This is a genomic window from Brevibacterium atlanticum, assembly GCF_011617245.1.
Taxonomy (GTDB): domain Bacteria; phylum Actinomycetota; class Actinomycetes; order Actinomycetales; family Brevibacteriaceae; genus Brevibacterium; species Brevibacterium atlanticum.
Genome location: NZ_CP050152.1, coordinates 3,022,870 through 3,044,385 on the forward strand (window position 1 = coordinate 3,022,870; position 21,516 = coordinate 3,044,385).

General features: G+C 66.7%; 18 protein-coding genes. 6 read left to right on the forward strand and 12 right to left on the reverse strand.

The annotated features are described in order from the left end of the window. Window positions 1–39 precede the first annotated feature (39 nt). The 7 genes from deoC to GUY23_RS13560 all read right to left on the reverse strand — a co-directional run bounded on the left by deoC (window position 40) and on the right by GUY23_RS13560 (window position 8,039). Window positions 40–687: a deoxyribose-phosphate aldolase gene (deoC, locus tag GUY23_RS13530; RefSeq protein ID WP_166973113.1), complete on the reverse strand. Its 648-nt coding sequence runs from the start codon at window positions 685–687 to the stop codon at window positions 40–42. A gap of 53 nt (window positions 688–740) precedes the next feature. After that, the gene (locus tag GUY23_RS13535; RefSeq protein ID WP_166973115.1) at window positions 741–2,030 is read right to left on the reverse strand and encodes a thymidine phosphorylase; all 1,290 of its coding nucleotides are present in this window, start codon (window positions 2,028–2,030) and stop codon (window positions 741–743) included. A gap of 108 nt (window positions 2,031–2,138) precedes the next feature. Beyond that, the gene (locus GUY23_RS13540; RefSeq protein WP_166973117.1) at window positions 2,139–2,630 is read right to left on the reverse strand and encodes a cytidine deaminase; all 492 of its coding nucleotides are present in this window, start codon (window positions 2,628–2,630) and stop codon (window positions 2,139–2,141) included. 118 nt (window positions 2,631–2,748) lie between these two features. Next, window positions 2,749–4,032 (reverse strand): ABC transporter permease, encoded by a 1,284-nt coding sequence (locus tag GUY23_RS13545; RefSeq protein WP_166973118.1) that lies wholly within the window; start codon window positions 4,030–4,032, stop codon window positions 2,749–2,751. 1 nt (window position 4,033) lies between these two features. Then, on the reverse strand, window positions 4,034–5,266 hold the full coding sequence (locus GUY23_RS13550; RefSeq protein WP_166973119.1) for an ABC transporter permease: 1,233 nt from the start codon (window positions 5,264–5,266) through the stop codon (window positions 4,034–4,036). After that, the gene (locus GUY23_RS13555) at window positions 5,263–6,900 is read right to left on the reverse strand and encodes an ABC transporter ATP-binding protein (RefSeq protein ID WP_166973120.1); all 1,638 of its coding nucleotides are present in this window, start codon (window positions 6,898–6,900) and stop codon (window positions 5,263–5,265) included. Before GUY23_RS13555 ends, GUY23_RS13550 begins: the two co-directional genes overlap by 4 nt. 74 nt (window positions 6,901–6,974) lie before the next feature. Then, the gene (locus GUY23_RS13560) at window positions 6,975–8,039 is read right to left on the reverse strand and encodes a BMP family lipoprotein (protein WP_228282332.1); all 1,065 of its coding nucleotides are present in this window, start codon (window positions 8,037–8,039) and stop codon (window positions 6,975–6,977) included. A 306-nt stretch (window positions 8,040–8,345) separates the two neighbouring features. On the opposite strand from GUY23_RS13560, the gene GUY23_RS13565 reads away from it, so the two are divergent. The 4 genes from GUY23_RS13565 to GUY23_RS13580 all read left to right on the forward strand — a co-directional run bounded on the left by GUY23_RS13565 (window position 8,346) and on the right by GUY23_RS13580 (window position 13,551). Beyond that, complete coding sequence (locus GUY23_RS13565) at window positions 8,346–10,208, forward strand: ABC-F family ATP-binding cassette domain-containing protein (RefSeq protein ID WP_166973121.1); 1,863 nt, start codon at window positions 8,346–8,348, stop codon at window positions 10,206–10,208. A 74-nt stretch (window positions 10,209–10,282) separates the two neighbouring features. Next, a complete protein-coding gene (locus GUY23_RS13570; RefSeq protein ID WP_166973122.1) occupies window positions 10,283–10,633 on the forward strand; it encodes a TraR/DksA family transcriptional regulator in 351 nt (116 codons plus the stop codon). 100 nt (window positions 10,634–10,733) lie between these two features. Next, entirely contained in the window at window positions 10,734–12,362 is a 1,629-nt protein-coding gene (locus GUY23_RS13575) for an acyltransferase family protein (RefSeq protein ID WP_166973123.1), read from the forward strand. Between the two features lie 139 nt (window positions 12,363–12,501). Next, window positions 12,502–13,551 (forward strand): homocysteine S-methyltransferase family protein, encoded by a 1,050-nt coding sequence (locus GUY23_RS13580; protein ID WP_166973124.1) that lies wholly within the window; start codon window positions 12,502–12,504, stop codon window positions 13,549–13,551. A 217-nt stretch (window positions 13,552–13,768) separates the two neighbouring features. Here GUY23_RS13580 and GUY23_RS13585 read toward each other — a convergent pair whose 3' ends face one another. Beyond that, window positions 13,769–14,911 carry an alanine--glyoxylate aminotransferase family protein gene (locus tag GUY23_RS13585; protein WP_166973125.1) on the reverse strand — a complete coding sequence of 381 codons (1,143 nt, stop codon included), beginning with the start codon at window positions 14,909–14,911 and terminating at the stop codon, window positions 13,769–13,771. Window positions 14,912–15,087: 176 nt separating this feature from the next. Then, window positions 15,088–16,638, reverse strand: a complete 1,551-nt coding sequence (gene gndA / locus GUY23_RS13590; protein ID WP_166973126.1) for an NADP-dependent phosphogluconate dehydrogenase — start codon at window positions 16,636–16,638, stop codon at window positions 15,088–15,090. Between the two features lie 125 nt (window positions 16,639–16,763). Here gndA and GUY23_RS13595 point away from each other — a divergent pair, with 125 nt between their 5' ends. Together GUY23_RS13595 and GUY23_RS13600 are read left to right on the forward strand one after the other, a co-directional pair. Beyond that, window positions 16,764–17,327 carry a gluconokinase gene (locus tag GUY23_RS13595; protein WP_166973128.1) on the forward strand — a complete coding sequence of 188 codons (564 nt, stop codon included), beginning with the start codon at window positions 16,764–16,766 and terminating at the stop codon, window positions 17,325–17,327. Window positions 17,328–17,383: 56 nt separating this feature from the next. Continuing rightward, on the forward strand, window positions 17,384–18,787 hold the full coding sequence (locus GUY23_RS13600) for a GntP family permease (protein ID WP_166973130.1): 1,404 nt from the start codon (window positions 17,384–17,386) through the stop codon (window positions 18,785–18,787). 25 nt (window positions 18,788–18,812) lie between these two features. On the opposite strand, the gene GUY23_RS13605 is transcribed toward GUY23_RS13600, so the two are convergent. From GUY23_RS13605 to rsmA, 3 genes are read right to left on the reverse strand one after another with little or no spacing between them, the layout of a single operon-like run. Continuing rightward, window positions 18,813–19,535, reverse strand: a complete 723-nt coding sequence (locus GUY23_RS13605) for a FadR/GntR family transcriptional regulator (protein WP_228282335.1) — start codon at window positions 19,533–19,535, stop codon at window positions 18,813–18,815. Next, window positions 19,532–20,482 carry a 4-(cytidine 5'-diphospho)-2-C-methyl-D-erythritol kinase gene (locus GUY23_RS13610; protein ID WP_166973133.1) on the reverse strand — a complete coding sequence of 317 codons (951 nt, stop codon included), beginning with the start codon at window positions 20,480–20,482 and terminating at the stop codon, window positions 19,532–19,534. The genes GUY23_RS13605 and GUY23_RS13610 overlap by 4 nt, the downstream gene beginning before the upstream one ends. Next, window positions 20,479–21,429 (reverse strand): 16S rRNA (adenine(1518)-N(6)/adenine(1519)-N(6))-dimethyltransferase RsmA, encoded by a 951-nt coding sequence (gene rsmA / locus GUY23_RS13615; RefSeq protein WP_166973137.1) that lies wholly within the window; start codon window positions 21,427–21,429, stop codon window positions 20,479–20,481. The genes GUY23_RS13610 and rsmA overlap by 4 nt, the downstream gene beginning before the upstream one ends. Between the last annotated feature and the right edge of the window lie 87 nt (window positions 21,430–21,516).

Here is a 21,516-nt window from a genome sequence, read left to right on the forward strand (position 1 = left end):
AACCTCGCGCGAGGTTGCTGGGCCGCCGTCAGGTAGCAATTAGAGGGAGTTGAGGATGGACTTGCTGCCGGAGAGGCCGAGGCGGCTTGCGCCGGCGGCGATCATCTCCTCGGCCGCCTCTGCGGTGCGGATGCCGCCGGAGGCCTTGACGCCGAGGCGGTCGCCCACGGTCTCGCGCATGAGCGCCACGGCGTGCGCGCTGGCGCCGCCTGCCGGGTGGAAGCCCGTGGAGGTCTTGACGAATCCGGCCCCCGCGGCCTCGGCGCGACGGCAGGCCTCGACGATCTGCTCATCGCTGAGCGCAGCCGATTCGATGATGACCTTGACCAGGGCGTCGCCACTAGCCTCGACGACTCCGCGGATGTCGGCCTCGAGCCCGTCGAAGTCACCGGCGATGGCCTGGCCGATGTTGATGACCATATCGACCTCGGCGGCCCCATCCGCGACCGCCTGCGCAGCCTCGGCGGCCTTGATCTCCGGCTTGACCTGGCCGGAGGGGAATCCGACGACGGTGGCGACGACGAGCTCGCCCGGATCGGTGATCGGCAGCATCGACGGGGACACGCAGATCGCGAGCACCCCGAGATCCTTCGCCTCGGCCACGAGCGCGTCGACGTCGGCCGGGGTGGCTTCGGGCTTGAGCAGGGTGTGGTCGATGATCGCGGCGACATCGTTTCGGCTGGTCATGGGTTCCTCCAAAGTGACTGGTACGGTGGCTTCAGGGCTGCGGTGGCAGAGGCTCAGCTGATCTTCTCGAACACGATCGACTCCGGCACCGAGGCGGCGTCCCCGCCGATCTCGACCGCGGAGTCGAGCGCGTCGATCGCCCGGGCGAAACGCTCGGGAGTCTCCGTGTGCAGGGTCATCAGCGGCTGTCCCGCGGTGACGGTGTCACCGGGCTTTGCGTGGAGTTCGATGCCGGCCACGGCCTGCACCGGGTCCTCCTTGCGGGCGCGGCCGGCTCCGAGCCGCCACGAGGCGACTCCCACCGACAGAGCGTCGAGCCTCGTCAGCACCCCGGACTCGGAGGCGGTGACGACCTCGGTGTGCTCGGCCACGGGCAGGGCGGCCTCCGGATCGCCGTCCTGGGCCCGGATCATCGCGTTCCACTTGTCCATGGCCCGACCGTCGGACAGGGCGGCGCGCACGTCGACGCCGGTCTTCCCGGCCAGGCGCAGCATCTCTTCGGCCAGGGCCACCGTCAGGTCGACGACATCACGCGGTCCGCCACCGGCGAGGACCTCGACGGATTCGCGGACCTCGAGGGCATTGCCGACCGTCAGACCCAGTGGCGTGGACATGTCGGTGAGCAGGGCCGAGGTCTTCACCCCGGCGGCCGTGCCGAGGTCGACCATGGTCCGCGCCAGCTTCTGTGCCTTCGCGAGGTCCTTCATGAACGCACCCGAGCCGACCTTGACGTCGAGGACGAGACCACCGGTGCCCTCGGCGATCTTCTTCGACATGATCGACGAGGCGATGAGCGGAATGCAGTCGACGGTCGAGGTGGTGTCGCGCAGAGCATAGAGCTTCCTGTCCGCCGGGGCCAGCCCGGATCCGGCCGCGCAGATGACAGCGCCGATGTCCTCGAGTTGGGTCAGGATCGCCTCGTTGCTCAGCCCCGCCTGCCAGCCGGGAATGGACTCGAGCTTGTCCAGAGTCCCGCCCGTGTGGCCGAGGCCGCGGCCGGAGAGCTGCGGCACGGCGACGTCGAAGACCGCGACGAGCGGGGCCAGCGGCAGGGTGATCTTGTCCCCGACTCCCCCGGTCGAATGCTTGTCCGACGTCGGATGCGACAGCGTCGAGAAGTCCATCCGCTCACCGGACGCGATCATCGCCTGCGTCCAGTCGGCGATCTCGCGCGGTTCCATGTCGTTGATGAAGATCGCCATGGCCAGCGCCGCCATCTGCTCGTCGGCGACGACCCCACGGATGTAGGCGTCGATGACCCAGTCGATCTGCTCTCTGCTCAGCGTCTTCCCGTCGCGTTTGATCGCGATGACGTCGACTGCGTCGAATGCCTCTACTGTCACAGTCTCATTCCTTCTCTGTCATCGTTCGCTTGCCCGCCGAGGTTGAGCTCCCGTCCGCCGAGGCGGTGACACGGGTTAGGGCCGGCCGCCTCGGCGGGGGTGGGATCGTCAGTGCTTCGCCGTGTGGTCGGGCTCGGAGGCGCCCAGGTGGTCGGGTCCGAAAGCTTCGGGCAGCACCACGGACATGGGGGCGCGTCCGCTGGGCATGTTGAGCACGAGGTCATCACCGCCGTGTTCGAACAGCAGCTGCCGACAGCGACCGCACGGCACAAGGGTGTTGCCGTCACGGTCCACGCAGTCGAAGGCGACGAGCCGGCCGCCGCCGGACATGAACAGATCGGACACGAGCGAGCATTCGGCGCACAGGGTCACGCCGAAGGAGGCGTTCTCGATGTTGCAGCCGCTGACGATGCGTCCGTCGCAGACGAGCGCGGCGGCGCCCACGGAATACGACGAGTACGGCACATAGGCCTTCGCCATCGCCCGCTTCGCCTCCTCCCGCAGCAGCGTCCACGTGCCCTCGCTGAGGTCATCGGGTCGGACCGGGGTGGGTTCGTCGCTCCAGACGTGCTCGGATGCGTCGGTGTCGGGGACAGTCATGGGGATACCTCTTCCTTCAGGGTGTGACTGCTGGTGTGTCGAGGGGTGCGGCGTACCCTCGGGTGGACCCGATTCGCCGGGTCCATCGGTGGGAATCATCCCATCGCCGAGGTGGGGCTCATTTCACGTAGGGAACACCTTCCGCAGCGGGTGGGCGGACCCGACCGACGAAGCCGGCGACCGCGAAGACGGTGACGATGTAGGGAAGCATGAGCAGCAGCTCGTTGGCCACGGGCGTGCCGATCGACTGCAGCGTGTTGCCGAGACTCTTCGAGAACCCGAACAGCAGTGCCGCCAGCAGTGCGCCCTTCGGGTTCCACTTGCCCAGGATCATTGCGGCCAGGGCGATGTAGCCCTGTCCTGCCGACATCTCCTTGCCGAAGGCCAGTCCGGAGCCGACGGTGAAGAATGCTCCGCCGAGTCCGGCGATCGCACCGGCCATGAGCGTGTTGCGCACGCGGGTGAAGTTGACCTTGATGCCGACGGTGTCCGCGGCCTTCGGGTGTTCGCCGACGGCCCGCATCCGCAGACCCCACTTCGAGCGGAACACGAAGATCTGCAGAGCGATGACGACGACGTACATGATGTAGACGAGGATGTTCTGGTCGAACAGCACCCGTCCGAGCACCGGGATGTCCGAGAGCAGCGGAATCGGCAGGTTCGGCAGCTTCTGTCGCGCGTTCCACAGTGCCGGGTCTTCGGTGAGCACCGTCGAGTAGAGGAAGCTGGTCACGCCGACGACGAGGACGTTGAGCACGACGCCGATGATGATCTGGTTGACCCAGTACTTCACGGCGAAGAACGTGAGGATCACTGCGACCAGCGCACCGGCGATCGGCGCTGCGAGCAGACCCGCGTACGGGTTCTTCACCACCGAGGCGACGACGGCGGCGAGGAACGCACCGGCGAGCAGCTGGCCTTCGATGGCGATGTTGATGATGCCGGAGCGTTCGCCGACGAGACCGCACATGGCGCCGAAGATCAGCGGCACCGACAGTGCCAGGGCACCGGCGAGCAGAGTCGTCAGCGGAATCACGCCGCCGGAGCCGCCGCCGGCCCAGGCGAGGAACGAGATGACGAAGAGCACGCCGAAGAGCATCGGGAACCACGAACCGATGCTGATGCGCTTGACGCTCAGGTAGATCGAGGCTGCGGCCATGACGATGAGCAGGATGCCCAGGGTCAGTCCGGCCGTGGTCGAGGACACGACAAGATCGGGGATGGCGAAGAAGTCTCCGCCGGTGGCGACCCGGAAGGTCGTCTCACCGTCCCGGCCGATGAGGCCGAAGAAGACGAAGGACACGAGCGCGAGGATCGAATACACGATCGGGAACTTCCAAGCGATCGGTGCCAGGGCCCTGACCTGGGTCGAAGGGGTGTTCTCCACGGTCTGAGCAGTCATCTCAGTCCTCCTTCCGCTTGAGCACCGGCGTGGGCAACCGGAAGATCGACCTCACCAGGGGTGGGGCCGCGATGAGCAGCACGATGACGGACTGGACGACGAGGACGATGTCGATCGGCGTTCCCGTCTGTGACTGCATGAGGTAACCGCCTGCCTTGAAGGCTCCGAAGAGCAGACCGGCGAGGAACGTGCCCAGCGGCTTCGACCGGCCCAGCAGGGCCACGGTGATGGCGTCGAATCCGATCGAGCCGCTGATGCCGCCGGTGAGCTTGTATTCGGTGCCGAGCACCTGTGCGGCTCCGCCGAGTCCGGCGAGCGCACCGGCGACGATCATGACGAGGATGGTCACCTTCGACACGGAGATGCCGGCGGTGCGGGCCGCGTGCGGGTTGGCGCCGACGGCTTTGAACTCGAAGCCGATGGTCGAGCGCTCGAGCAGCCACCACACGAAGATCGCGGCGAGGATCGCGAGGACGAATCCGAAATGGAGACGGAACGGCGCCGGCAGCAGCAGGAACATCTGCGCGGAATCGTCGACGACGCGCGACTGCGGGTTCGCCGAGGTGGTGTGGGTGAACCAGTTCTGTTTGAGCAGGTACCCCAGGGCGTAGCCGGCGATCGAGTTGAGCATGATCGTCACGATCACCTCGTTGGCTCCGGTGCGCGCCTTGAGGACACCGGCGATGCCGGCCCAGATCGCACCGCCGATGATGCCGCCGAGAGCGGCCACGAGCATGTGGACGACCGGGGGAAGCGGCAGTGCATAGCCGAGGAAGCCGGCGATGGTCGCGCCGAGGATGACCTGGCCCTGACCGCCGATGTTGAACAGTCCGCAGCGGAAGGCCAGAGCGATGCCGAGGCCGGTGAGGATGAGCGGGGTGCCCGAGACCATCGATTCGGTCAGCGGGCGGATGGCGCGTTCGGTCGTGCGCGCCTCCCAGTCGAAGACGGAACCGCGGAACAGCGCCGAATAGGCTTCGCCCACGGTGGAGAAGAGGGTGGCGAAGAAGTCGCCGGGCGCGGCGAAGAAGTTCTCTGCGGCCGCCACGACCTCGGTGTTCGACACGGCGATGAGGACGCCGCCGAGCAGCAGTGCGAGCACGATCGCCAGCAGCGAGACGAGCCAGGATCCGGACAGGATCTCCCGCAGCAGGTTCTGCTCCTTGCCGTCCTCGGCCTCGACCTCCGGCGGTGGAGCCGGTGATGGTGCCGCCGGTGAGATATCAGTCGTCATTCGGTCTCCTCCGCCGAGGTGGTGGCTGAGTCTTCGTCGGCAGCCGGTGCCTCTGTGGTGGCAGGCTGCGCTTTCTCGGTGGCATCGGTCGCACCGGAGTCTTCGGTCGAGTCCGCGGTCGCGGCCAGCGCCTCCTCGGCCGGGACGCCGGCCATCATCAGGCCGAGCGCCTCCCGCGAGGTGTCGGGTCCGACGATGCCGACGATGCGTCCGGAGTACATCACGGCGATGCGGTCGGCCAACCCGTAGACCTCGTCGAGTTCGGTCGAGACGATGATGCAGGGAGTGCCGGCATCGCGTTCGGCGATGACGCGCTTGTGCACGAATTCGATCGACCCGACATCGAGGCCGCGAGTCGGTTGGCTGGCGATGAACAGGCGCAGCTCACGGCCGAGCTCGCGGGAGAGCACGACCTTCTGCTGGTTGCCGCCCGACAGGGTCGAGATCGGGTCGACGACGCTGCCGAGGCGGATGTCGAACTCGTCGACCTTGCTTCTAGCCTCTTCGGTGATGACCTTGGGTCTGAGGTTGAGGCCCTTGGCGTAGGGCTGGCGGTCGTAGACGTCGAGGATCATGTTCTCGCGGATGGCGAATTCGGCGATGATCCCATCGGTCGAGCGATCCTCGGGGACGAATCCGATGCCGGCACCGAGGCGGTCCTTGACGGACTGCCCGACGAGGTCCTTCCCGTCGAGGGTGATCGTTCCCAGGCGGGGTTCGGTCAGCCCGATGATCGTCTCCGCGAGCTCGGTCTGCCCGTTGCCCTGGACACCGGCGACAGCAAGGATCTCGCCACGGCGGACGTCGAAGGACACATCGTCGACGACGACGTTCTCGGCCTTGTCGACGACGGTGAGCCCGCGGACCTGGAAGGTCGCGTCGCCGGGGTCGGCGTCGTCCTTCTCCGTGGTCAGGGAGACGGCTCGGCCGACCATCTGGCTGGCCAGTTCGGTCTCGGTCGAATCCGGGGAGGCCTCGCCGACGATCTTGCCGCGTCGGATGACGGTGATCGAGTCGGCGATCGCGCGGACCTCACGCAGCTTGTGGGTGATGAAGACGATCGAGGTGCCCTGCTCCTTGAGCTGGCGCATGATCGAGATCAGCTCGTCGGTCTCCTGCGGGGTGAGCACGGCAGTGGGCTCGTCGAGGATGAGGATCTCGGCGTCGCGGGACAGAGCCTTGATGATCTCGACCCGCTGCTGGGCACCGACGGGCAGGTCCTCGATGAGTGCGTCGGGATCGATATTGAAGTTGAAGCGCGAGGAGATCTCGATGACCCGCTTGCGTGCCTCTTTGATGTCGAGGAGCCCCAGGCTCTTCGTCGGCTCGTAGCCGAGCGCCACGGATTCGGCGACGGTGAACACGGGCACGAGCATGAAGTGCTGGTGGACCATGCCGATGCCGGCGGCCACGGCATCTCCGGGGCCGGAGAACCTCACCGGCTCGTCGTCGATGAGGATCTCTCCCCCATCGGCGTCGTAGAGTCCGTAGAGGACGTTCATCATGGTGGACTTGCCGGCGCCGTTCTCACCCAACAGGGCATGGATCTCGCCCGGTTCGATGGTGAGATCGATGTGGTCATTGGCCACGAACGATCCGAACACCTTGGTCATCCCGCGAAGCTCGAGTTTCACTGCTCCCGGTTCTCCTCACAAATTTGAAAACTGCAGGGCCGAAGATCTCCGGCCCTGCAGTTTAACCGATGAGCTTATTTCGGCGTGCTTTCGGACTCGACGGTCAGGGAGCCGTCGATGATCTGCTTCTTGAGATCCTCGACCTTCTTCTTCACGTCTTCGGGAACCTCGTCGTCGAAGTCGTGGTACGGGGCCAGTCCCACACCTTCGTTCTCAAGGGTGCCGATGTAGGGCTCGTTGGTGAACTTGTCCTCGGTGCCCTCCTTGATGGTGTCCTCGACCGCGTTCGCGATCTCCTTGACCACCGAGGTGAGGATGATGTCGCCGTACTCGGTCGACTCGTAGCCGTCCGAGTCGACCCACACGAGCTTGGTGTCCCCGGCGTCCTTCGCGGCAGCGGCGGCACCGAGGCCGACGGGACCGGCGACGGGCATGATGACGTCAGCACCCTGGGAGATGAGCTGCTTGGTCAGCTCCTGGCCCTGGCCCTGGTTCTCGAAGTCACCGGAGAACGAGCCGTCCTGCTTGTCCTTGTTCCAGCCGAGCAGCTTGACGTCCTTCTTGTTGTCCTTGTTGTACTTCTCCACACCATCGGCGAAGCCGTCCATGAAGATCGTCACCGACGGGATCTGAATGCCGCCGAACGTACCGACCTTGCCGGATTTCGAGGTCGCCGCGGCGACATAGCCTGCGAGGTAGGCCGCCTCTGCGGTGTTGAAGACGACAGGCTTGGCATTGTCAACGGTCACCGGCTTGCCGTCGGCATCGGAGAACGTGGAGTCGATGAGCGCGAAGTTGAGGTCCGGGTTCGCTTCAGCGGCTTCCTGGATCGTGTCCTCGAGGAGGAATCCGACTCCGAAGGTGAGGTTGCAGCCGGCCTGAACCATGTTGTCGACGTTCGGTTTGAAGTCCGCATCACCCTGTGACTCTGCATCCTTCTCATCGATGCCGAGGTTCTTCTTCGCGTTCTCCATGCCCTGCTTGCCGGACTGGTTGAACGACTGATCGTCCCAACCGCCGGAGTCGGAGACCATGCAGGCCAGGTAGTCTTCGGCGGAGTTCCCGCCCCCCGAACCACAGGCCGAGAGAACCAGGGCGGATGCGGCGATCATCGACACCGCTGATGCAAGCTTCTTCACGTTTTCTCTTTCCTCTTACAGACAGCGGACACGGTCGAGGCCCCTATCTGCCCCTGCCGAAGATGTGAAACCACTGGACGATCTGTCATATTTTGGTGAGTTTCGGTCATTCTAATGCACTTCCGAGCTCCGAGAAGCCCCGCTAGCACGTCAATCGCGGACACCGATACGAAAACGCAATAATCCGTCACGGCGGGGGCTCGCCCGTCCGAAATGCGGTCACTGATCAGGCCATCTTTGAGACAGCGAAGGCATCCGCGAGGGCGAACGGCGAGCGCCTCCGAGTGAACTAGGCTTGAGGGCGTTATGGCACATCTCCTCGGGGCCGAAGCCCTGCACCTCGAATACCCCACTCGCGTCGTCTTCGACTCCGTGACCCTCGGCGTCGAGACCGGCGACATGATCGGCATCGTCGGCCGCAACGGCGACGGCAAGTCGAGCCTGCTCGGTATGCTCGCCGGCACCGTCGAACCCGATTCCGGTCGCGTCACCTACCGCGGCGGGCTGCGCCTGGGCATGCTCGGCCAGAGCGATGACCTCGACGATGAGGCGAGCGTCGGCTACTCGGTCGTCGGGGACGCCGCCGATCACGAATGGGCCGCCGACCCGCGTGCGCGCGACATCATCGCCGGTCTCATATCCGACCTCGATTGGGAGGCACCGGTCTCCAGCCTCTCCGGCGGTCAGCGTCGCCGCGTGGCCCTGGCGGCCCTTCTCATCGGCGACTGGGAGCTGCTCATCCTCGACGAGCCGACGAACCACCTCGACGTCGACGGCATCGCCTGGCTGGCCGCGCACATGCGGCGGCGGTGGCCGAAGAACTCCGGTGCCCTTCTGTTGGTCACCCACGATCGCTGGTTCCTCGACGAGGTGTGTACGAAGACCTGGGAGGTCCACGACCGCATCGTCGAACCCTTCGAGGGCGGGTACGCCGCGTACGTCCTCCAGCGCGTCGAACGCGACCGGATCGCCGCGGCCACGGAGGCCAAGCGTCAGAACCTCATGCGCAAGGAGCTCGCCTGGCTGCGTCGTGGCGCTCCGGCACGGACGTCGAAGCCGAAGTTCCGCATCGAGGCCGCGAACGAGCTCATCGCCGATGTCCCCGAGGTGCGCAATCCCATCGAGCTGAAGAAGATGGCCACCGCCCGCCTGGGCAAGGACGTCGTGGACCTGCTCGATGTGTCCAAGCACTTCGGGGACACCACGATCCTCAACGACGTCACATGGCGCATCGGCCCGGGTGAGCGCACGGGCATCCTCGGTCCCAACGGTGCAGGAAAATCGACCCTGCTCGGACTCGTCGCCGGCACTCTCGAGCCCGATTCTGGACGGGTCAAGCGCGGCAAAACCGTGCAGATCGGCGTCCTCGACCAGCAGTTCAAGGACCTGGCTCGCATCGCAGAGGACCGGGTGCGCGAGGTCCTCTCCGAATCGAAGACCTCGTTCACGATCGAGGGCAAGGACTACACTCCGGCCCAGCTGCTCGAGCGGCTCGGCTTCGCCAAGGAACACCTGTCCGCTCGGGTCAAGGAGCTCTCCGGTGGGCAGAAGCGTCGCCTCCAGCTGCTCCTGCTGCTCATGGCCGAACCGAACGTCATCATCCTCGACGAGCCGACGAACGACGTGGATTCGGACATGCTCGCGGCGATGGAGGACCTCCTCGATTCGTGGCCGGGCACTCTCATCGTCGTCTCTCACGACCGCTACCTGCTCGAGCGCGTCACCGATCAGCAGTACGCGATCCTCGACCAGGGCCTGCGTCATGTGCCCGGCGGGGTCGAGGAGTACCTGCGCCTGCGCGCCGAGGCGGCCCGTTCCGGTGGTTCTGCCACGAATGGCGCGGGTTCGGCCTCGGGACGGAACGGGGCCTCCGCGGGAGCCGACGGGAACGGCTCCGGTGGGACCGCCTCGGCGAACGGCGGATCCGATGCCGGATCCAAGCTCACCGGCGCCGAGGCGCGGGCGACGAAGAAGGAGCTCGCCTCGATCGAGCGGCGGATGGACAAGCTGAACGCGCAGATCGCGAAGAAGCACGAGGAGATGGCCGCTCACGACCAGACGGACTTCGAAGGACTCGGCGCGCTCACCTCGGCGATCCGGGAATCCCAGGACGAACTCGACGAACTCGAAATGCGCTGGCTCGAGGCCACCGAGGCGCTGGAGGCCTGAGGCGGGTCGGCGTCCGACGTGAGGCGGGTCGGCGTCCGGAGTGAAGGCGAGCTCGAGGCGAGAGGGAGCGGACGATGACGGATGAGGAGCGGTTCCGTGAGCTGCTTGAAGCCGAGCGGGCCGATGCCCAGTCGCTGATCAGCCGGCTGACTCAGGGCATCGATGAGGTCTCGGCCGCACGCGAGGGCGACAACAGTGATGACGAGCACGACCCGGAGGGGGCGACGCTGGCCTTCGAACGGTCCCAGGCCGCAACCCTGCTCGAACATTCACAGGATCGACTCGATGAGATCGCCGAGGCGCTGACCAGGCTCGATGAGGGACGTTTCGGGATCTGCACGAGGTGCGACAGACCCATTGCGCAGGCGCGGCTGGAGATCCGTCCCTACGCCGCGCAGTGCGTGGACTGCGCGGCGCGCGGCTGACACCCCGACCGACCAAGACGCGGCACCGGAGCGGGCGCCGGGCGCGCCTGACCACCTCGGACCTTTATCGTTATCGGGTCATGTGCGGTAATGTGTCGGCGTGTCTTCCCGTGATTTTCGCATCGACCGCGCCAAGGGGATCCTCATCTTCACGGTGGTCCTCGGGCATCTGCTCGCACGGACGGGACCGTGGGAGTCCCCGATTCTCGGCGCTCCGATGTACCTCATCTACTCGTTCCACATGCCGGCCTTCGTCTTCCTGGCCGGCATCACGGCGAAGTCCAACAGACTCGCAGAGCGGGTGCTGACCTACTTCGTCCTGCTGGCCACAGTGCTGCCGCTGATGTGGGTGTGGATGTGGGCATTCGGGCTCAATCCCGACTACAGCCTGCTCACCCCGTTCTGGTACACGTGGTTCCTGCTGTCGATGGCATGGTGGATGATCACGGTCCCCTTCATCGAATGGTTCCCGCGCACGATGCTCGTCGCCTCGCTGGTCATGGGTCTCTTCGGCGGCATCCTGCCGATCCTCGACACCGAACTCTCTGCGGCTCGGACGATGGCGTTCTGGCCGTTCTTCGTCATCGGCAAGCTCTACGGCAAGCAGATCATCGGCTGGGCAGGCAGTCTCGCGATCTGGCAGAAGCTCGGCCTCAGCTTCGCCGCCCTGGCCACGATCGGCTACTTCTATTTCGACGATGTCGACTACCACTGGCTCTACGGCAGCCTCAACTTCGCGCACTTCGACGTCGGTGTACCCGAAGGCGTGGGCCTGCGTCTCATCATGGACATCGCCGCCATGCTCATGGGACTTGCGCTCCTGTCGTGGCTGAGCAACACCAAGGACACCTTCGCCAGGATCGGCAGGAACAGCCTGGCGGTCTACGTTCTCCACGGCTTCGTCGTCCGCGGCCTTCAGCCGGTCCTCGACGACAGCCGCAATGTGCTCCACGACGCCATCGTCCTCCTCATCTGCGTCGCGCTTGCTGTGGTGTGGACGGGACTGCTGTCCTGGTCACCGTTCGAGCGGGCCCTGCGCTGGTGGTCCTCGACCATCACGGGTCTCCTCCTCAAACCGTTCCCGTTCCTGCGGCGAGAACCCAGTGGTGCGGGCACACGCAGCGCGGAGGGTTCCGGTGCGCGAGGTGCGGCGGCGAGGGCCGCGGTTGCCGGTGGCGCGGCCTCGGGGGGCGCGGGAGTCCCGGCTGCGCGCGGTTCCGGTGCACAGTACGCCCACTCCGACGACGCGCACGTCTTCCCGGGCACCGGCTACGACGACCAGAGGAACGCGCATGTCTTCCCGGGCGGGGGCTATGACGACCATGGTGACGCACAGGTCTTCTCGGCAAGGGGCTATGCGCACCCCGGTGACACCTACGCCGAGGGCGACGGCCCGAGCCGACACGGCTTCGGGGTCCAGCCTCTGCCTGGTGCCGGCTATGACCAGTCCGCCGGCTACGAGCAGACGATCGGCCAGCCCCCCGGCTACGACGAGTCCTCCGGCTACGGCCAGGCCGCCGGCGACGAATACCAGCCGAGTCAGCAGGGATTCGCCTCCCCCTCCCCTGACCAGGTCGAGCAGTATCCGCTGCCGGGCACGCATCAGGTTCCGCAGAACAACGCCACGTACGAGACCACCCAGGAGGTGCCCGCTGACGCCGCACAGCGTGCTGTCCGGTACCGCCGCCTGCCGGTCTACCTGAGCACCCCGCCCGACGACGAACGCTGAGCCCCCTCCTCTCTCAAGGCGCTGACATCGGAATATGTCATTGTGACGTACATCGCTGCAGCGATTCATGGTGTGATTCTGTGGTCTGGGTCTTCACCCGGACACGGATGATTCCCCACCATCGAATCGGAGAGCACCCATGACCGCGACAAACGCACTGACCCAACGCCTCGATGCCGGACCCGTGATCTGTGCCGAAGGATTCCTCTTCGAGCTCGAGAAGCGCGGGTACCTCTCGGCCGGCGAATTCGTCCCCGAGGTGGCCCTCGAATTCCCCGATGCGCTGCGCTCCCTCCACGTCGACTTCCAGCGTGCCGGCTCGGACATCGTCGAGGCGTTCACGTACAACGGCCACCGCGAGAAGATGCGCGTCATCGGCAAGGAAGACCTCCTCGAGCCGCTCAACCGCTCAGCTCTGCAGATCGCCCGCAGCGTTGCGGACGCCAAGCCCGGGAACTTCATGGCCGGCAACATCTCGAACTCGAACATCTGGGACCCCGCCGACGAGGCCAAGCAGAACGAGGTTCGCGCGATGTTCTCCGAGATGGTCGCCTGGGCCGTCGAGGAAGGCGCCGACCTCATCATCGGCGAGACCTTCTACTTCGCCGGAGAGGCCATCGCCGCCGCCGAGATCGCCAAGGCCAGCGGCCTGCCCGTCGTCCTCACGCTGGCACCGATGGCCTTCCAGGAGATGGCCGACGGAGTCGGAATCGTCGAGACCGCGCAGAAGCTCGAACAGCTCGGCGTCGACGTCGTCGGACTCAACTGCTTCCGCGGACCCGCGACGATGCTGCCGTGGCTGAAGCAGATCCGCGAGGCCGTGTCCTGCCACGTCGGCGCCCTGCCGATCCCCTACCGCACCACGGCCGACGAGCCGACGTTCTTCAACCTCTCCGACCCCCACGCCGAGGTGGCCTCCCCGCACGGACGCACGTTCCCGACCGCGCTCGATCCACTGCAGACCAACCGCTACGAGATCGGCGCATTCGCGAAGGAAGCCTACGATCTGGGCGTCAACTACATCGGCGTGTGCTGCGGCGCGACCCCGATGCACATCCGCGAAGTCGCCGAGGCCGTCGGCCTGACCACCGACGCCAGCCGGTTCTCCGAGAACATGCGCAACCACTTCATGTACGGCGACAACGAGCGCCTCGCCGAGAACGTCGTCGCCCTCGGCGACACTGCCTGAGGCCGGTCGGCCCGCTGAATAGGCCCGAGGCCGACCGATACGGGACCGGTCTGCAGCTGGTGGACTGCGATGTCTCCCGGCCACGTTCCGACACCAAGCACGCACCCCGTTCAACGCACTCTTCGGTCGATCCACCGTGGTTTCCGAGCGTGAAACCACGGTGGATCGACCAAAGAATCCAGCAGGCGACACCGGCGGCGGAAAACGCTGCCGGGGCTCAGCCCTTGAGCGTCACGCCGATCGAGTCGAGGGCGGCTTCGAGGCGAGCGACCGTGCCGTCGATGTCTCCGAGCTTGTCGAGGCCGAACAGGCCGATGCGGAAGGACGAGAAGTCCTCGGGCTCATCGCACTGCAGCGGCACGCCCGCGGCGATCTGCACCCCGACCTCCTTGAAGTCGGCGCCGGTGGCCAGCTTCGGGTTGTCGGTGTGGACGACGACCACGCTCGGTGAGGCGAACTCGTCCGAGGCCACCGAGGGCAGACCTCGATCGGCGAAGACCCGGCGCACGCGCTCGCCGAGCTCACGCTGAGCCGATTCGAGCTTGTCGAAGCCCCGTTCCTCGGTCTCGCGCATGAGCTCGACATTGTGCGTGAGCGCATCGGTCGGCATCGTCGCGTGATACGGGGTCCGGCCCTCCTCGTAGTCATCGGCGATCGACAGCCACTTCTTCAGATCCATCGCGAAGCTCGTCGAGGTCGAGGCCTCGACAGCGGAGCGACCCGCAGAGTTGAGCATGACGTAGCCGGCGCACGGCGACCCGCTCCAGCCCTTCTGCGGAGCGGAGATGAGCACATCGACGCCGAGGTCGGTCATCGACGCCCACATCGCGCCCGAGGCGATGCAGTCGAGGACGAAGAGGCCGCCGACCGAATGCACGGCATCGGCGACGGCCCGGACGTAGTCATCGGGCAGCAGCATCCCCGAGGCGGTCTCGACATGGGGAGCGAACACGACATCGGGCTTCTCGGCCTCGATGGCGGCGACCACCTCGGCGACGGGAGCCGGGGACCATGCCGACTGGTGCTCGGAGCTGTCGGCCGAAGCCTTGAGCACCGTCGTCTCCGAGGCGATGGACCCGGCATCGAGGATCTGCGACCAGCGGAACGAGAAGAGTCCGTTGCGCACGACCAGCGCCTTCTTGCCCGTGGCGAGCTGACGGGCCACCGATTCCATCGCGTAGCTGCCGCCGCCGGGGACGATGGCCACCGCCTCGGCGTCGTAGGCCGAGCGCAGGATCCGGGTGATGTCCTGCATCACGGACACGAACCGCTTCGACATGTGGTTGAGCGAGCGGTCGGTGAAGACCACCGAGTACTCGAGCAGGCCGTCTGGGTCAACATCTTCGTGTGGCAAAGTCATATGCCTAACATAGCCACTCAGCCGGCATTCGGGCCACCAACGGCGTGGCATGAGATCGAATCGACCGTCGCCGAGGCGGCGCGACGTCAGTCTCGCCCCTCACCGCGGCGACCGCGGCGTTCCGATCCCGCGTCACCGGGGCGTTCCGATCACCTGTCACCGCGACCCCGCAACGATCAGACTTCGACTTCGCTGCGATCGCCCGACCACAGAGTATGGAAGACTCCCGGACGGTCATTGCGCGCATACGTGTGGGAGCCGAAGCGGTCCCGCTGCGCCTGAATGAGCGCCGCGCTGCCGGCCTCGGCACGCAGCCCGTCGTAGTAGGCCAGCGTGGAGGCGAGCCCGGGCACCGGAATGCCGCGGCCCATCGCACGGATCACGGTCGAACGCAGAGCATCCTGACAACGCCCGGCGACGTCGCGGACATAGCCGTCGGCGAGCAGAGTCGCCGGCCCGGTCTCGGCGCTGTAGGCGTCGACGATCCGGTCGAGCAGGCGCGCCCGGATGATGCATCCGGCCCGCCAGATGGAGGCGAGGTCTCCGAGGTCGACCTCCCACCCGTACTCACGTGCCCCGGCCGAGATCTCGTGGAATCCCTGTACGTAGGCCATCACCTTGCCCAACAGCAGGGCCCGTCCGATCTCGTCGATCTGCGCCGCACACTCATCACCGTCGGGACTCGGACTCACGCGGATGTCGGCGCTGACGTCGTCGAACTCGGTGCCGCAGAGGATCCCCGCGGCGTGGGGACGCGGCCCCGCGAGCTTTCTGCCCTCCGCCCGCAGAACGACCGCGGATGACAGCGATCGGGAGAAGACCGCCTCGGCGACGGTGGGCACCGGAACCCCGAGGTCGAGACCCACCTGAGCGGTCCATGCACCGGTGCCCTTGGCCTTCGCCGCATCGGCGACGATGTCGACGAAGGCGCTGCCCGTGGCCGCGTCGACGTGGGCCAGCACATCGGCGGTGATCTCGATGAGGTAGGACTCGAGCTCGCTGTCGTTCCACCGCTCGAAGACCTCGGCGATCTCGGTCGGGGCCATTCCGAGTCCGTCGCGCAGAAGGGTGAACGCTTCGGCGATGAGCTGCATATCGGCATATTCGATGCCGTTGTGGACCATCTTCACGAAGTGACCGGCACCGTCCGTGCCGATGTGAGCGACGCAGGGCGAACCGGAGTCGCCGGTCGATGCGGAATCGGCGACCAATTCGGAGCCGGCGGCCGATGCGTCTCCTGCTCTGGCCGCGATGGGCTCGAGCAGCGGACGCAGTCGCTCCCACGCCGCGGCGGATCCACCGACCATGAGCGAGGGGCCGAGCAGGGCACCGACCTCTCCCCCGGAGATGCCGACACCGGCGAACTCGATGCCAGTGCCCTCCAATCGCCGGCCGCGGGCGATGGTGTCTTGGAAGTGCGAATTGCCGCCGTCGACGATGATGTCACCGGCAGCGAAGACCTCGGCGAGGTCGGCGATCGCCGAATCCGTGGCCCGTCCGGCATTGACCATGAGGATGGCCACCCGCGGTCCGGTGAGCTTCTCGGCGAGGTCGCCCGGACTCGAGGCGACAATGAATTCCGCCTCGGGGAAGTCCGTTGCCACCGACTGCGCTCGGGCGACGTCATGGTCGTAGATCGCCACCCTGTGACCAGACGATCGGGCGAGGTTGCGGGCCAGATTCGACCCCATCACACCGGTCCCGATCACCGCGACATCGGCCTTCATCAGCATTCCCCTTCCCTGGGAGCGGCGATGTTGACAGTCACTCGCCACCAGCACTACGGTGCAATAAATCTGTTTTAATTACCGATTATAGGTTTTTCCTCATATTTTATCGAGAGGTTTCGGACATGGGCCAACGCCCTTCCTCTTCACCGCTCGTCATCATGGGTGTCTCGGGAACCGGCAAGACCGTCCTCGGCGCGCAGGTGGCGCAGGCCCTCGACCGCCGCTTCGTCGACGCCGATGATCTCCACTCCGCGGCGAACAAGGCGAAGATGGCGTCGGGCACACCGCTCGACGACGATGATCGTGCCCCGTGGCTGGCCGCCGTCGCCGCCGAAGCCGGCCGCACTCCAGCTCCCGTGATCGCGTGCTCGGCGCTCAAGCGTTCCTACCGGGATCTGCTCCGCCGGGCAGCACCCGGCCTCGTCTTCATCCACCTCGACGGCCCCAGAGAGGTCATTGCCGGCCATCTGGCCCGCCGCGACCACGAGTTCATGTCCCCGGACCTGCTCGACTCACAGCTGGCCACGCTCGAACCGCTGACCGGCGACGAAGCTCACTCCGTCGTCGATGTCGACCAGACGATTCCGGCAGTCCTCGATGCCATCCTCGTCGAACTCAAGCGGCTGAACCACACTGGCACAGTCGATTACCACACCGGCCCGATCGGCAACACCGACCGTCTGTGATCATGACTCACCATCGCACCGCCCGACCGTCCACCTGACCTCAAGGAAGAGGAACCATGACCGACCTCGAATTGGCCTGGACCCTGCCCTCGCCGGCACTCCTCGGACTCGCCGCCGTGGCCATCGCTCTGCTGCTCCTGCTCATCATCAAGGCGCGGCTGCACGCCTTCATCGCCCTCGTCATCGTCAGCGTCCTCACCGCTCTGGCCTCGGGCATCCGCCCCGGCGACCTCATCGAGGTCCTCTATGACGGTTTCGGTTCCACCCTGGCCAGCGTCGCCCTGCTCGTCGGTCTCGGCGCGATGCTCGGACGCATGCTCGAACTCTCCGGCGGCGCCGAGGTGCTCACCGACTCCCTCATCCGGCTCTTCGGTCAGAAGCGCGCCCCGCTGGCACTCGGAGTGACTTCCCTGCTCTTCGGGTTCCCCATCTTCTTCGACGCCGGCCTCGTCGTCATGCTCCCGATCATCTTCACGATCGCGCGCCGCCTCGGCGGGTCTCTGCTTCTCTACGCAATGCCCGCGGCGATGGCGTTCTCCGCGATGCACATCTTCGTGCCGCCGCACCCCGGCCCCGTTGCGGCCTCCGGCCTGCTCGGGGCGAATGTCGGACTCGTACTCATCTGCGGGCTCATCATCGCGATCCCCACCTGGTACCTCACCGGCTACCTCTTCGGGCTCATCATCGGACGACGCATCGACGTCGCCGTTCCCGATGTCCTCTCCGGCGGTAAGAACAGCGCCTTCGCCGAGTTCTCCTCCAAACCGAAGCTCAGCCACGTCATCATCCTTCTCGTCCTGCCGCTGATCCTCATCTTCCTCAACACCGGGCTCAACTTCGCCGGGGAGGCCGGCTGGGTCGACGTCGAGTCCACTCCCATCGCCTCCCTGCGTCTGCTCGGCGAAACACCGATCGCTCTCCTCATCACAGTCATCATGGCCATGTGGCTGCTCGGCTGGCGGCAGAACAAGGGCCCCAGCCTCGTCGAGACCGTCGTCGACTCGGCCCTCGGACCCGTCTGCTCGATCATCCTCATCACCGGTGCCGGCGGTATGTTCGGCGGTGTCCTGCGCGCCAGCGGCATCGGCGACTCCCTCGCCGATTCGCTCGCCGCGCTCGGTCTGCCGGTCATCGTCGCCGGCTTCGTCATCGCCGCGATCGTCCGCATCGCCCAGGGTTCGGCGACAGTGGCACTGACCACGGCGGCCGCGCTCGTGCAGCCGATCGTCGTGGGCAGTCCGGACCTCTCGAGCCTGCAGGTCGTCGCCATCGTGCTCTCGCTGGCCGCAGGTTCGGTCTTCGCCAGCCACGTCAACGACTCCGGTTTCTGGCTGGTCTCCCGCTTCTTCGGCATGGACACGAAGACGACGCTGAAGACGTGGACAGTCGCCGAGTCGCTGCTCGGCGCGGTCGGCTTCATCTTCAGCTTCGCCCTCTACGGGATCGTCAGTCTGTTCTGACGCCCGTCATCCTGAGTCGTCGGCCTTACCGGCTGGGGCGACGGGGCTCGTCGGCCCAGACGCTGCCCATCTCGTCGTCGGCTTTTGCCACGATCTTCGCCATCGCCTCTCGTGCCCGGTCAGGCTCCTGTCGGCCGATCGAATCGGCGACGTCGAAATGCCACTGCAGGGCATCGGGATGCGGGAACTGCGGCATGAGACCGGCCCCGGTGCGTCCGGCGAGAATCTCTCCGATGACCGTGTCGAACGCCGCGAAGAGCTCATTGCCGCCGGCGCCCAGAACCACCCGGTGGAAGGCGACATCGGCGTCGAGGAATGCCTCGACGTCTCCCTGCCGACCGCTCGAGCGCATCCGTGCGGCCAGAGTCATGATCTCCTCGGCAGCCTCGGCCGTGGCATGCTGCGCCGCCAGCGCCGCCGCCTCGGGTTCGATGGCCACGCGCAGTTCGGTCAGAGACCGCAGCTGACCGGCCGGGGCCTCGGTCATCCGCCATCGGATGACGAGCGGGTCGAGAAGCGTCCATTCGCTCATCGCGAGCACCACGAGTCCGACCCGCTTGACCGGCCGCAGCATGCCGAGGGATTCGAGAACACGGACGACTTCACGGACGACAGACAGCGACACGTCGTAGCGAGCCCGCAGGTCCTCGGCTCTGACGATGGTCCCTGCAGCCAGGCGACCTGCAACGATGTCCTGACCGACCTGGTCGCGCAGGCGCTCGTGGAGATTGCGGGGATTGCCCGTCACGATCCGGCCACCACATGCGCGCCGGGAGCCGGTCCGGTCGTGCGCAGGGCCTCGTTGACTCCGCGAGTGGCCTGGAGCAGCACCGCGAGGTCGAGGGCGTGGTGGGCGTCGCGGGCGAGGAATCCGATCGTCGGCCCCGATCCGCTGAGCAGGGGCAGCAGGGCGCCGGCGGCGCACCCGGCCTCCATCACCTCGGCGATCTCGGGCATGCAGGACACGGCCGCCTCGGTGAGGTCGTTGGCCGCGTGGTCGGCGAGCGCCTCCGGTTCGCCGGCGGCGAGCGCCGTGAGCACCTCATCAGGAACGACAGCCGGGGTCGGGGTGGGGTGGAGTTCGTCGAAGCGGGCGTAGACATCGCGGGTCGGCAGTGGCCTCGCCGAGGTGGCCATCACCCAGTGGAAGGTTCCGCGGGTGAGGACGGGGCTGAGTCTCTCCCCGCGCCCATGGCCGATGGCGGTGCCCCCGCGCAGGAGGAACGCGACATCCGCACCTACCGCCACGGCCACCTCGTGGAGGACGGCGTCGTCGACTCCCCCGATGAGGTGGGCGGCGCCGATGAGGGCGGCGGCCGCATCAGCCGATCCCCCGCCCATTCCGCCTGCCACCGGAATCTGCTTGTCGATGACGATGTCGAGCTCGCGCAGCACCTCGACGTCCCTCCCGTCCTCGAGGGCGGCGATGAGGGTGTCGACGGCGCACCGGGCGAGGTTCGACTCGTCACCGGGCACCGCGGCATCCGCGTAGCGTCCCTGGACGATGATCGACCGCGTCCCGCCGGGAATGAGGGTCAGCGTCTCGCCGAGATTGAGCGCCTGAAACACGGTCGCGAGCTCGTGATACCCGTCGTCGCCGGCCTCACCCACGCCGAGGTGGATGTTGATCTTCCCCGGCGCCCACACCTTCACCGGTGCGGGAGCCGTCGAGAACGGGTGCAGCCGCGTGGTCATGTCGAGGATCCCTCGGCGGGGTCAGTGGGGTCGGGTGGGGCCGGGTCGGCGGCGGTCGGAGCGCTGCCGGCGACGTCGACATCGGCGGAGGGGTCGGCGACGGCGGAGGGGTCGGCGACGGTTGCGAGGCGTTCGAAGGCAGCGACGCCGAGTGCTTCGCCGCGAGTCTTCGGGTCGATGCCGGCGGCGGTGAGCAGCTCCTCGGCTCGCTGCGCGCTCCCGGCCCACCCGGACAGGGCGGCCCGGAGGGTCTTGCGGCGCTGGGCGAAGGCGGCGTCGATGAGGGTGAAGAGGCGTCGGCGGACTGCCGGGTCGCGGTCGGTGCGGGTGACGTCGATGCGGACGAGGCCGGAGTCGATGTTCGGGGCCGGCCAGAATACGTTCTTGCCGATCCGTCCGGCCAGACGCACATCGCCGTACCACTGGGCCTTGACGCTGGGGACACCGTAGGTGCGGGAGCCGGGTGCGGCAGCCAGACGCTCTGCCACCTCGAGCTGGACCATGACGAGCACGGTAATCAGGCTCGGGAAGGTCTCGAGGAAGTGCAGGAGCACGGGTACGGCCACGTTGTACGGCAGGTTCGCCACGAGGGCGTCGGGGTTGTTCGGGGCCGGCAACTCGGTGACCTTGAGGGCGTCGGCGTTGATCAGGGCGAAGGGGGCTTCGGCGCCGGCGCACGTGTCCACGGTGCTCGGCAGCTTCTTCGCAAGCTCTTCGTCGATCTCGACAGCGGTGACACTGTGTCCGGCCTCAAGGAGGCCGAGAGTGAGCGAGCCGAGGCCCGGCCCGATCTCGACGACGTTCGAAGCGGCATTGAGTCCGGCGGCGGTGACGATCGAGCGCACGGTATTGGGGTCGATGACGAAGTTCTGCCCCTTCTGCTTCGTCGGGCGCAGACCGATGTCAGCGGCAAGTTCGCGGATGTCGCGGGCGGTCAGTAACGTCACAGCCAACAACTTACAGCACTGTCCGGCTGGCACAATCACCGCGCGTCCGGCGGTTCGGCGGCAGACGGACCAGGCAGCATCGGGTCG

What these genes read in the sequence shown, in the direction of transcription:
- deoC (WP_166973113.1), bottom strand. Translation starts at nt 687, where the DNA reads ATGACCAGCCGAAACGATGTCGCCGCGATCATCGACCACACCCTGCTC.
- GUY23_RS13540 (WP_166973117.1), bottom strand. Translation starts at nt 2,630, where the DNA reads ATGACTGTCCCCGACACCGACGCATCCGAGCACGTCTGGAGCGACGAA.
- GUY23_RS13545 (WP_166973118.1), bottom strand. Translation starts at nt 4,032, where the DNA reads ATGACTGCTCAGACCGTGGAGAACACCCCTTCGACCCAGGTCAGGGCC.
- GUY23_RS13550 (WP_166973119.1), bottom strand. Translation starts at nt 5,266, where the DNA reads ATGACGACTGATATCTCACCGGCGGCACCATCACCGGCTCCACCGCCG.
- GUY23_RS13565 (WP_166973121.1), top strand. Translation starts at nt 8,346, where the DNA reads ATGGCACATCTCCTCGGGGCCGAAGCCCTGCACCTCGAATACCCCACT.
- GUY23_RS13570 (WP_166973122.1), top strand. Translation starts at nt 10,283, where the DNA reads ATGACGGATGAGGAGCGGTTCCGTGAGCTGCTTGAAGCCGAGCGGGCC.
- GUY23_RS13580 (WP_166973124.1), top strand. Translation starts at nt 12,502, where the DNA reads ATGACCGCGACAAACGCACTGACCCAACGCCTCGATGCCGGACCCGTG.
- GUY23_RS13585 (WP_166973125.1), bottom strand. Translation starts at nt 14,911, where the DNA reads ATGACTTTGCCACACGAAGATGTTGACCCAGACGGCCTGCTCGAGTAC.
- gndA (WP_166973126.1), bottom strand. Translation starts at nt 16,638, where the DNA reads ATGAAGGCCGATGTCGCGGTGATCGGGACCGGTGTGATGGGGTCGAAT.
- GUY23_RS13595 (WP_166973128.1), top strand. Translation starts at nt 16,764, where the DNA reads ATGGGCCAACGCCCTTCCTCTTCACCGCTCGTCATCATGGGTGTCTCG.
- GUY23_RS13600 (WP_166973130.1), top strand. Translation starts at nt 17,384, where the DNA reads ATGACCGACCTCGAATTGGCCTGGACCCTGCCCTCGCCGGCACTCCTC.
- GUY23_RS13610 (WP_166973133.1), bottom strand. Translation starts at nt 20,482, where the DNA reads ATGACCACGCGGCTGCACCCGTTCTCGACGGCTCCCGCACCGGTGAAG.